The 11,420-nt window shown below is 69.4% G+C and carries 10 protein-coding genes; 8 read left to right on the top strand and 2 right to left on the bottom strand.

Annotation, left to right across the window (positions count from 1 at the left end):
• Positions 1–63: 63 nt before the first annotated feature.
• Together OK17_RS20370 and OK17_RS20365 are read right to left on the bottom strand one after the other, a co-directional pair.
• On the bottom strand, positions 64–366 hold the full coding sequence (locus OK17_RS20370) for a PspA domain-containing protein (RefSeq protein ID WP_232716215.1): 303 nt from the start codon (positions 364–366) through the stop codon (positions 64–66).
• A gap of 175 nt (positions 367–541) precedes the next feature.
• Positions 542–967 (bottom strand): DUF1844 domain-containing protein, encoded by a 426-nt coding sequence (locus OK17_RS20365; protein ID WP_461418550.1) that lies wholly within the window; start codon positions 965–967, stop codon positions 542–544.
• A 315-nt stretch (positions 968–1,282) separates the two neighbouring features.
• Here OK17_RS20365 and infC point away from each other — a divergent pair, with 315 nt between their 5' ends.
• The 8 genes from infC (at position 1,283) to pheT (ending at position 11,385) form a co-directional block, all read left to right on the top strand.
• A complete protein-coding gene (gene infC / locus OK17_RS20360; RefSeq protein WP_081712428.1) occupies positions 1,283–1,885 on the top strand; it encodes a translation initiation factor IF-3 in 603 nt (200 codons plus the stop codon).
• 120 nt (positions 1,886–2,005) lie between these two features.
• Entirely contained in the window at positions 2,006–2,200 is a 195-nt protein-coding gene (rpmI, locus tag OK17_RS20355) for a 50S ribosomal protein L35 (RefSeq protein ID WP_005200211.1), read from the top strand.
• 43 nt (positions 2,201–2,243) lie between these two features.
• A complete protein-coding gene (gene rplT / locus OK17_RS20350) occupies positions 2,244–2,624 on the top strand; it encodes a 50S ribosomal protein L20 (protein ID WP_461418549.1) in 381 nt (126 codons plus the stop codon).
• Positions 2,625–2,671: 47 nt separating this feature from the next.
• Positions 2,672–3,481, top strand: a complete 810-nt coding sequence (locus OK17_RS20345; protein WP_232716212.1) for a TrmH family RNA methyltransferase — start codon at positions 2,672–2,674, stop codon at positions 3,479–3,481.
• A gap of 34 nt (positions 3,482–3,515) precedes the next feature.
• Positions 3,516–6,008 (top strand): Tex family protein, encoded by a 2,493-nt coding sequence (locus OK17_RS20340; RefSeq protein WP_406566969.1) that lies wholly within the window; start codon positions 3,516–3,518, stop codon positions 6,006–6,008.
• 272 nt (positions 6,009–6,280) lie between these two features.
• On the top strand, positions 6,281–7,708 hold the full coding sequence (locus OK17_RS20335; protein WP_232716210.1) for an acyltransferase family protein: 1,428 nt from the start codon (positions 6,281–6,283) through the stop codon (positions 7,706–7,708).
• 96 nt (positions 7,709–7,804) lie between these two features.
• On the top strand, positions 7,805–8,857 hold the full coding sequence (pheS, locus tag OK17_RS20330) for a phenylalanine--tRNA ligase subunit alpha (protein WP_232716209.1): 1,053 nt from the start codon (positions 7,805–7,807) through the stop codon (positions 8,855–8,857).
• A gap of 56 nt (positions 8,858–8,913) precedes the next feature.
• Positions 8,914–11,385: a phenylalanine--tRNA ligase subunit beta gene (gene pheT, locus OK17_RS20325; protein ID WP_461418548.1), complete on the top strand. Its 2,472-nt coding sequence runs from the start codon at positions 8,914–8,916 to the stop codon at positions 11,383–11,385.
• The last annotated feature ends 35 nt before the right edge of the window (positions 11,386–11,420 follow it).

Raw genomic sequence — 11,420 nt, 5'->3', positions numbered from 1 at the left:
TGCAGCAGTGCTGGTTACAGCCAGCGCCTCTGCTCGGAAGTGGCGATTGTGCGTACGGTTGGGCTATTGGCCCATCGACTTGCGGATCTCCTCGAGCCGCTTCTTCGCGGCCTCGTCGCGCTTGCGCATCATCTCGTCGACGCTCTGGCCTTCGGCACTCGCCTCGGCGAGTTCCTGGGAGCCGATCGCAGTGGTGATCCGGTTCTCGATCTTGTCGCGGACGAAGTCGAAGGTCGGGACACCGCTCTCGGTGTAGTCGGGGTCGGGGAGGGTTCCCGGTACCGGGCCGGTGTGCACGATCTCCGCATCGATGATGTCGTCCGACGGGGACGTGTTCGGTGCGTCGGACTCTCCGGGATTCGTCATGAGTCCAGGTTAGTGGTTTCGACACGGCTCGTCGCTACGCTCTTGACCTGCTCAACCAGCAGAGCCCTGCCGGCCGACCGGCGACGATCGAGCGACCGACGCGGGACCCGCGCCCGGCCGGCCGGCCGAGTAGCGACGACCGAGCGAAGCGAGGACGCCGCGTATCGAGGTCCGCCTACTTCTTCGGCGCCCGCACCGGGCCGGTGTACTTCTCGCCGGGTCCTTCGCCGGGCTCGTCCGGGTAGGCGCTGGCCTCGCGGAAGGCGAGCTGCAGGCCCTTGAGGCCGTCGCGGATCGGGGCGGCATGGATGCCGAGGTCGGCCTTCGACGCATCGACGAGGCCGGCCAGCGCGGTGATGAGGGTGCGGGCCTCGGGCAGGTCGATCCGGTCCTCCGGGGTGCCCTCGGCCAGGCCCAACTTCTCGGCGGCGGCACTCATGAGCATCACGATGGACCGGGTGATGACCTCGATGGCCGGAATATCTCCCAGGTCACGGACGTTGTCGAAGTCAGTGCGTGCCGCATCATCGATGTCGGAGCCACTGCCCGTCGCACCCCCCTGGGGTGTCGGTGCTTGTGACGAATTGGGGTTCTCGGCCATGGCTGTTAGACTCCCATAGCACGACCGCCCTGGTATGCGCCGGGGTCGTAAGTGGAGTTCCGCTCCCACCGTTCGACGCGAGTCCTCGCCTGGCGAGTTCGCCGCAGTCGCACGGTCCGGTTCACGCCGATCGTCGCAGATCGCATCCTCGTGATGCGACTGGAGAGATCGGCCGCGCTGTGCCCTCGAGATGCAGTGAAGAGAATCGGTCGGTAACGGAGCCCCGCGGACACTGTCCCGGGGCTCGTTTGCTGAGGTTTGCGCTCGTTCTCCTGCACACGACCCTCGCCACGACGCGACGGTTACCACTGCAGGATTGAACTAGGAGGCCCCATCAGCACTGAGACCCGCATCAACGAGCGCATCCGCGTCCCTGAGGTCCGACTCGTCGGACCCAACTCGGAGCAGGTGGGCATCGTGCGTGTTGAAGATGCGCTTCGCTTGGCTTACGAAGCTGACCTCGACCTCGTCGAGGTGGCTCCCGACGCCCGTCCGCCGGTCTGCAAGATCATGGACTACGGCAAGTTCAAGTACGAAGCGGCCCAGAAGCAGCGCGAATCGCGTCGCAATCAGCAGATGACCGTCATCAAGGAGCAGAAGCTCCGCCCCAAGATCGACGACCACGACTACGAGACCAAGAAGGGTCACGTCGTCCGGTTCCTCGAGGCGGGGTCGAAGGTGAAGGTGACCATCATGTTCCGCGGCCGCGAGCAGTCCCGTCCTGAGCTCGGCTACCGCCTGTTGCAGCGCCTGGGCAACGATGTCGCCGATTACGGCTTCGTCGAGACCTCGGCCAAGCAGGACGGTCGCAACATGACGATGGTCCTCGCCCCGCACAAGGGTGCGAAGACCCGCCAGAAGGCGCAAGAGAGCCGCGAACGTTCCGGCGGCCCGAAGAACGCGCCGGACGAGAGCTGAGCCGTTCGGCCGGACGCGGGTGCATGCCCCGTCCCGGCCGAGATCACGAGACGTGAACCCGGATTCCAGCCGGACCTGGTCAGGTTCGGCTGCCCGAGTTCGCCCGACAGAAGGAAAGACATGCCTAAGAGCAAGACCCACAAGGGCACCGCGAAGCGATTCAAGGTGACCGGCAGCGGCAAGATCGTCCGTCAGAAGGCCAACCGCCGCCACCTGCTGGAGCACAAGCCCTCCAAGCGCACCCGTCGTCTCGACGGCACCACCGTCGTCAGCGAGAACGACACCCCTCGCATCAAGCGCCTGCTGAACATCTGACGCGCGCGAACCCAGACCTCTGACAAGCAAAAGGATTTAACACATGGCACGCGTGAAAAGGGCAGTGAACGCCCAGAAGAAGCGTCGGTCCACCCTCGAGGCCTCGAAGGGCTACCGCGGACAGCGGTCGCGCCTCTACCGCAAGGCCAAGGAGCAGCAGCTCCACTCGATGACCTACGCCTACCGGGACCGTCGCGCCCGCAAGGGTGAGTTCCGGAAGCTGTGGATCGCGCGTATCAACGCTGCGGCCCGCGCCAACGACATCACCTACAACCGCTTCATCCAGGGCCTCAAGGCCGCTGGTGTCGAGGTTGACCGCAAGGTGCTCGCCGACATCGCGGTGACCGATTCCGAGGCCTTCACCGGCCTGGTCGAGGTCGCCCGCAAGGCTCTGCCGGCCGACGTCAACGCCCCGGCTGCCTGATTGCGCCACACCACACACGACCCGCGAGTCGCCCGAGGGATGATCCGATGACGGAGATCCTGTCCGAGCGATCCTCGCGGGTCGTGTCGTATGCAAAGCTCCATCGCGCCGCCGAGCGGCGCGAGCAGGGGCGTTTCCTCGCCGAGGGGGCCAACTCGGTGTCCTCGGCTCTCGCGGTCGAACGCGCCGAGGTCGTGCTGGTCGCCGACGAGGACCGGCTCCGGCATCGGGAGATCACCGATGCTGCCGAGTCGGCCGGCGTCCCGGTTCTCGTCATCTCTGCTCGAGCGGCGTCGAAGCTCGCGGAGACCTCGACCCCGCCCGGGATCTTCGCCGTCTGCCCGCTCCTCGACGTGCCGCTCGAGACCGTTCTCGCCGACGAGCCGCGGCTGCTCGCGATCGCCGTCGAACCTCGGGAACCCGGGAACGCCGGAACGCTCATCCGATGCGCCGACGCGATGGGCGCCGACGCCGTCGTGCTGCTCGGTGACGCGGTCGATCCCCACAACGGGAAATGTGTCCGCGCGAGCGCCGGCAGTGTCTTCACCGTGCCGGTGGTGCGGCAGCGCACCCTGACCGAGGGTCTCGATGCCATCTCCGACGCCGGCATCTCGCTGCTCGCGACCGCCGCCGACGGTGAGGTGAACCTCGACCACGCCGCCGAGGTGCTGTCCGGCCGGATCGGCTGGCTCTTCGGCAACGAGGCCCACGGGCTGCCCGCCGGCATCCAGACGGCCGCCGACCACCGGGTGTCCATCCCCATCCGCGGACGCGCCGAGAGCCTGAACGTCGCCGCCGCGGCGGCGATCTGTCTGTACGAGAGTGCGCGCGTCCACAAGGCGGTGGGTCGCGGCTGACAGCTGTCCGAGGCGGCCGGTAGGGTCGGCGATCGTGTCAGAAACCGTGTCACCCGCCTCCGCGCCCCAGCCCGAGTCCGCTCCCGCAGTTCCCGCCCCATCGGAGGCCGCGACCCCGCAGACGGTGCCCGCTCCCGACCCCGCAGTCGTGAACAGCCGCATCGCGTCGGCGATCGCCACCGAACTCGGCGTCGGCGTCGGTCAGGTCCGGGCCGCGATCGAACTGCTCGACGGCGGGTCGACGGTCCCGTTCGTCGCCCGGTACCGCAAGGAGGTCACCGGCGGTCTCGACGACGCCCAGCTGCGCACCCTCGACGAGCGTCTCGGCTACCTCCGCGACCTCGAGGCCCGGCGTCAGTCGGTCCGCGAGTCGATTGCCGCCCAGGGCAAGCTCGACCCCGAACTCGACGCACGAATCCTCGCGGCCGACACCAAGGCCCGCCTCGAGGACATCTACCTGCCTTACAAGCCGAAGCGCCGCACGAAGGCCCAGATCGCCCGCGAGGCCGGGCACGAGCCGGTGGCCGACGCCCTCCTGTCGGACCCGACCACCGACCCGTCGACCTTCACCGCCGAGCAGCTCGACGGTGCGCGCGCGATCGCCGTCGAACGGTTCGCCGAGGATGCCGACCTGGTCGGTGAACTGCGTGAACTGATGTGGCAGACCGGCGTGCTGCGGACCGCGGTGCGCGAGGGCAAGGAGTCGGCCGGCGCCAAGTTCGCCGACTACTTCGACTTCTCCGAGCCCTTCACCTCGATCCCGTCGCACCGGGTGCTCGCCGTGCTGCGCGGGGAGCGCGAGGAGATCCTGTCGGTCACCCTCGACGCCGATCCGGAGGCGGCCGACCGCCCGGCCGGACCCGGTCCGTACGAGCAGCGCATCGCCGCGCGGTTCGGGATCTCCGATCAGGGCCGTCCCGCCGACCGCTGGCTCGCCGACACCGTGCGCTGGGCGTGGCGCACCAAACTGTTCGTCGGACTCTCCCTCGACGTCCGGATGCGGCTGCGCCAGGCCGCCGAGGCCGATGCGGTGGCGGTCTTCGCGACCAACCTCAAGGACCTCCTCCTGGCCGCACCCGCCGGTGCCCGCACCACGATGGGACTCGACCCCGGCCTGCGGACCGGTGTGAAGGTCGCCGTGGTCAACGAGACCGGCAAGGTCGTCGACACCGCCACCATCTACCCGCACGAGCCGCGCCGCGACAAGGCCGGCGCGCTCGCGGTGTTGGGAGCGCTCGTCCAGAAGCACGGCGTCGACCTGATCGCGATCGGCAACGGCACCGCATCCCGCGAGACCGATGCGCTGGCCGGCGAACTGATCGCCGCCATCAAGGACTCCGGCAAGAAGCCGCCGACCAGTGTCGTCGTGTCGGAGGCGGGCGCCTCGGTGTACTCGGCGTCGGCATACGCGTCGAAGGAACTGCCCGACCTCGACGTGTCGATCCGCGGTGCGGTGTCGATCGCCCGCCGCCTGCAGGATCCGCTCGCCGAACTGGTGAAGATCGATCCCAAGTCGATCGGCGTCGGGCAGTACCAGCACGACGTCTCCGAGACGCTGCTCGCACGCTCGCTCGGTGCCGTGGTCGAGGACGCGGTGAACGCGGTGGGTGTGGATGTGAACACCGCATCGGTGCCGCTGCTGTCCCGCGTGTCCGGAATCACCGCCGGACTTGCGGAATCGATTGTCGCGCATCGTGACTCGAACGGCGCCTTCCGCAGCCGCAAGCAGATCACCGATGTCCCGCGCCTCGGACCCAAGGCGTTCGAGCAGTGTGCCGGCTTCCTCCGGATCACCGACGGCGACAACCCGCTCGACGCGTCCAGCGTGCACCCGGAGGCCTACCCGGTCGTCACCCGGATTCTGGACAAGGTCGGCACCGACGTCCGCTCGCTGATCGGCGACACCGCGACCCTCACCAAGCTGCGTCCCGACGACTTTGTCGACGAGACCTTCGGTCGTCCGACTGTCATCGACATCATCGCCGAGCTCGACAAGCCGGGTCGCGACCCGCGCCCGGAGTTCAAGACCGCGACCTTCGCCGCCGGTATCGAGAAGGTCTCCGACCTCACACCGGGCATGGTGCTGGAAGGTCAGGTCACCAACGTGGCGGCCTTCGGTGCCTTCGTCGACGTGGGCGTCCACCAGGACGGCCTGGTGCACGTGTCGGCCATGGCCCACCGCTTCGTCTCCGACCCGCACGAGGTCGTGAAGTCCGGCGACATCGTCAAGGTGAAGGTCATGGACGTCGACGTCGAACGCAAGCGGATCGGCCTGTCCCTGCGCCTCGACGACGAGCCAGGTGCCGGCAACACCGGCGGCAAGGGCGGCGCCCGTGTGCCCCGCAGCGACAACGGCGGCAATCGCGGTGGTGGTCAGCGCCGCAACGATCAGCGCGGTGGTCAGGGCGGCCAGGGCGGTCGCGGCAACCCGGGCAACCGCGCGGGCGGCAGCAACCGCAACGACCGCAGGCCCGCGCCCAGCGGTGCGATGGCCGACGCCCTCAAGCGCGCCGGCTTCGGCAAGTAGCTCTCCCGACAACGGTCCCGGCACGCATGGTGCCGGGACCGTTGCTGTTCGCGCCCACACCCCGACCAGCTGAAAAGCGCCCCTGAGATCGGCCCTCCAGAAGTCGACCGACGACAGTGTGTCGCCGGCCCGCCTCTGGAGGGCGGATTCCGGGGGCGGGTTTCGGGGGTGGCTTTCGGCGGCGGATCGCGGAGCGGGGCTGCGGGGATTGCCGACCCCGACCGAGTAATTCTGCTCAGGTCCGGCGGCGCGTACCCGGCGACACTCGACGCATGCTCACGACGTCACCCCGCCGGAAGTCCGGGAGTCTGCCGACACCACTCGAGCTGGCCGCCCTCACCGGAGACCGGGATCGGGTCATCGACCTCATCCGCATCTGCTCGCTGCTCGTGGTGGTCGCCGGTCACTCGATCATGCTGACCGTCGACACGTCCGACGGCGCGATCCACCTCGGCAACACACTCGGGGATGTGCCGATCCTGCAGCCGGCCACCTGGCTGCTCCAGGTGCTGCCGCTGTTCTTCTTCGCGGGGGCCGCGGCGTCGACGCACGGCTGGATGTCCCGGGCTCCCGGCGACACCCCGTCAGCCGGGCACTGGCTGTTCACGCGTACCCAGCGTCTTCTTCGGCCGCTCGGCTGGTACCTCGGAGTCGTACTCGTCGTGCTGGCCGGACTGACGACGGCCGGCCTCGACGCCGCGGCCGATGTCGTCGCACGCCTTGGGGTGCAGTTGCTCTGGTTCCTCGGTGCGTACCTGCTCGTGCTGGCCGTCGTCCCACTGCTGCAGCGGATCCGCACATCTCTCCAGGTGGCGATCGCACTCGGAACCTGCTGGGGGAGTACGGCACTGATCGACGCCGTCCGACTCGACCACGGGCCGTCGTGGCTCGGTTACCTGAACTTCCTCACCGTCTGGACGATCCCGGCTGTACTCGGTGTCGCCTACGCGCGGCGAATCCTACGTCCGGGAACCGCGGCGGCCGTGGCGATCGGCGCCCTGATCCTCGACGCCGGGCTCGTGCAGTGGGGTCCGTATGAGGTCTCCCTCGTCACGGTGCCGGGCCAGCAGCTGTCGAACATGAGCCCGCCCAGCCTGCTTCTCGCGGGTCACGCGATCGTGCTGTGCGCGGGCGCCATCGCGGTGCGTCGAGTACTGGTGAGCATCGCCGACCGTCCGCGGGTCTGGTGGTGGGTAGTCCTCGGCAACCGTGGTGCGATGACGCTGTATCTCTGGCACCTCCCGGTCCTCGCCGCGGTCATCGTCCTGGGCGCGGCCTCGGGCCTGGATCGCGCCGACGTGCACTCCGCGTCGTTCCCGATCGTCGTCGGACTGCAGACGATGCTGCTCCTCGCCCTGATGGTTCCCGTCGTCGCGATGCTGTCTCCGTTGGAGAACCGGTCGATCCCGTGGTGGGACGACCCGGCCGCCCGCCGTGCCGGACGCGTGCGGGACGTGACCCTGGCGGGCGTCCTGGTGTGCCTCGGTGTCGCCGTCCTGATGGTGTCGCGGTACGGGCTGCTCGGGGGCGGCCGCATGTGGCTGATCGCCGGGATCGGATGCGCGGTGACGGCTCGTGTCCTCGCTCTTCGGCCCGCACCGCGTCGCGGAGCGGACGCACTTCCCGGAGGCGACGCCTCCCTGCAGGTCAGCGCCTCGCGGCGGTCGACTACCCTCGATGGGAGTCATCGCCGCCGTTGACGGTCGCCTCGAGCCGGTTCTCCCGCGCTCGACCAGCCCTCCGCGTGACGACGACGCCGTCCACCCACCGACCCACGCATGAGGAGCTCGCCGACCGTGGCCACTTCCGCCGACGAAACGGTATTCCCCGGACCCGACGACCTCGAGGCGGCGGCGACGTCGGCCGTCGAGGCCTTCGAGGCGGCGGCCGATCTCGAGCAGCTGTCCGCGGCGAAGTCCGCGCACCTCGGCGACCGGTCGCCGATCGCACTGGCCCGGCGCGCCCTCGGCAGCCTGCCGAAGGAGCAGCGTTCGGAGGCCGGCAAGCTCGTGAACCAGGTTCGGGGTCGGGTGACCGCGGCGCTGGAATCGCGGACCGCGACCCTCGAGGCCGAACGTGACGCGGCGGTCCTCGTCGCCGAATCGGTCGACGTGACGCTGCCCAGCGGTCGTCGCCCGGTCGGCGCCCGTCATCCCATCACCGTGATCGCCGAGCAGGTCGCCGACGTCTTCGTCGCCATGGGTTGGGAGATCGCCGAGGGGCCCGAGGTCGAGACCGAGCACCACAACTTCGACGCCCTCAACTTCCTGCCGGATCACCCGGCGCGCTCCATGCAGGACACCTTCTACATCGCGCCCGAGGGCTCGCGCCAGGTGCTGCGCACACACACCTCGCCAGTCCAGGTGCGCTCGATGCTCAACCGCGACCTGCCGATCTACGTGGCCTGCCCCGGTCGCACCTTCCGCACCGACGAGCTCGACGCCACCCACACGCCGGTCTTCCACCAGATCGAGGGACTCGCGGTCGACAAGGGTCTGACGCTGGCGAACCTGCGCGGCACCCTCGAGACCTTCGCCCGTGCGCTGTTCGGACCGGAGACCACCACCCGGATGCGTGCGTCGTACTTCCCGTTCACCGAACCGTCGGCCGAGGTCGACGTCTGGTTCCCGGCCAAGAAGGGCGGACCCGGCTGGGTCGAGTGGGGCGGTTGCGGCATGGTCAACCCGAACGTGCTGCGCGCCAGCGGAATAGACCCGGACGTCTACTCCGGCTTCGCCTTCGGCATGGGCCTGGAGCGCACCCTGCAGTTCCGCAACGACATCTCCGACATGCGCGACATGGTCGAGGGCGACATCCGGTTCACCCTCCCATTCGGTCCGGCCGCCTGACCGGCCCGGCGAGCATCCTCAGACTTCCACGACGCGACGAAAGTAGTTGATACACAGTGCGTGCACCCCAGTCCTGGTACACCGAGGTCCTGCGCTCGGGCGATCCGAAGTGGTCGGCGACCACCGAGGAGATCGATGCGGGGTTCGTCCGCGTCGGTTTCGAGATCGAGGACATCGAGAAGTTCCCGGAGATCACCGGCCCGCTGGTGATCGGTCGCGTGGAGACGATCGAGGAGCTCACCGAGTTCAAGAAGCCGATCCGCTTCTGCACCGTCGAGGTCGGCGAGTCGGAGCCGCGCGGGATCGTCTGCGGCGCCCGGAATTTCGCCGAGGGTGACCTGATCGTCGCCGCACTGCCCGGCGTCGTGCTGCCCGGTCCCTTCGAGATCGCCTCGCGCAAGACCTATGGCCGCGTCTCCGACGGCATGATCTGCTCGGTCTCCGAGCTCGGCATCGGCAACGACCACAGCGGCATCCTGGTGCTGGCCCCCGGCACCGCCGAGCCCGGCGCGGACGCCCGTGAGGTCCTCGGACTCGACGACGCCGCCATCGACGTCAACGTCACCCCCGACCGCGGTTACGCCTTCTCGATCCGCGGTCTCGGCCGCGAGCTGGCGAGCAGCTTCGAGGTGCCCTTCGTCGACCCGGGTGTCGTTGAAACCGATGTGAGCGCAGAGGGCACGCCGTGGCCCGTCGTGATCGAGGACGGCTCCGGCGCCACCCGCTACACCGCGCGCGTGATCACCGGCGTCGACCCGAAGGCGATCTCGCCGTGGTGGATGCAGAAGCGACTCATGGTCGCGGGTATCCGGCCGATCTCGGCGATCGTCGACGTCACCAACTACGTCATGATCGAACTCGGTCAGCCGCTGCACGCCTTCGACGCCGACCGCATCACCGGCACCGTCACCGTGCGGTCGGCGAAGCCGGGGGAGAAGCTGCGCACCCTCGACGAGGTGGACCGCGTACTCGACCCCGAGGACGTCGTCATCGCCGACGAGACCGGTCCCATCGCCCTCGCCGGCGTCATGGGCGGCGGCGCCACCGAGGTGGGTGACTCGACGACCACCGTGCTGCTCGAGTCGGCGACCTTCGACCCTGTCCGCGTGTTCCGCACCGGCAAGCGTCACAAGCTGACCTCCGAGGCCAGCAAGCGCTTCGAGCGCATCGTCGACCCGGAGATCACCACGGTCGCGTCCGATCGCGCCGCCCAGCTCATCGTCGAGATCGCCGGCGGCGCCATCTCCTCGCCGCTGTCGGAGGCGCGTGTCGCGACCCCGTCCCCGTCGGCGATCACCATCGCCGCCGACGAGCCCGACCGCGTCGCCGGCATCGGCTACCCGGCAGGCACCACCGCCGCACGTCTCGCCGAGGTGGGCTGCGTGGTCACCGGCACCGACCCCCTCGACGTCGTCCCGCCGTCGTGGCGTCCCGACCTCAAGCAGCGCGCCGATCTCGTCGAAGAGGTGCTGCGCCTCGAAGGCCTCGAGGACATCCCGGCCGTCGTGCCGCGCGCCCCCGGCGGCACCGGTCTCACACCGGAGCAGCGTCGTCGGCGCAGCGTCGGACGCACTCTCGCCCTCGACGGGTATGTCGAGGTCCTCCCGTACCCGTTCATGCCGGCCGGGGTCTTCGACCTCTGGGATCTGCCCGCCGACGACGAGCGCCGCCGTACCGTCAAGGTCCTCAACCCGCTCGAGTCGGACCGGCCCGAACTCAACACGACGTTGCTGCCCGGCCTGCTCGAGATGGCCGCGCGCAACATCGCCCGTGGCCAGCGCGACCTGTCGCTGTTCACCATCGGCCAGGTCGTCATCGCCGGTGACCACGTCGCACCCGTTCCCGCGCTCGACGTGACGCGGCGTCCCACCGATGCGGACATCGCGGCGCTCGACGCGTCGTTGCCGCACCAGCCGCTGCACGTCGGCATCGTCCTGACCGGCCTGCGCGACCCCGCGGGGCCATGGGGTCCGGGACGCGCCGCCGACCACCTCGACGCCTTCGAGGCGGCTCGCACGATCGCGCGTGCTGCAGGAGTGGAGGTCGAACTCTCCGCTGCCGATCACCGGCCGTGGCATCCGGGTCGCTGCGCCCGCCTGACCGTCGAGGGACGCACGGTGGGTTTCGCCGGCGAGCTCCACCCGACGGTTCTCGAACGCGCCCACCTGCCCAAGCGTGCGTGCGCGGTCGAGATCGACATTGACGCCCTGCCGCTCCGCGAGGTGTTGCCCGCTCCGGCGGTGTCGGTCTTCCCGGCCGTCCTGCAGGACGTCAACGTGGTGGTCGCGGCCGACGTGCCGGCGGCCGAGGTCCGGTCGGCGCTGCGCGACGGTGCGGGTGAGCTGCTCGAGGACATCGCACTGTTCGACGTCTTCACCGGTGAGCAGGTCGGTGAGGGCAACAAGTCGCTGACGTTCTCGCTGCGCTTCCGCGCGAACGACCGTACGCTGACCGAGGACGAGGCCAACGCCGCGAAGATGGCCGCGGTCGACGCCGCTGCCGAACGGGTGGGCGCCCGCCTCCGCTGACACGCGGGGGCAGACGCCCATAGGGGCCACCCCGT

It is taken from the genome of Gordonia sp. GN26 (assembly GCF_054823965.1).
Note: the sequence above shows the minus strand (reverse complement) of the source record. Positions and strands in the feature narration are given on the sequence as shown.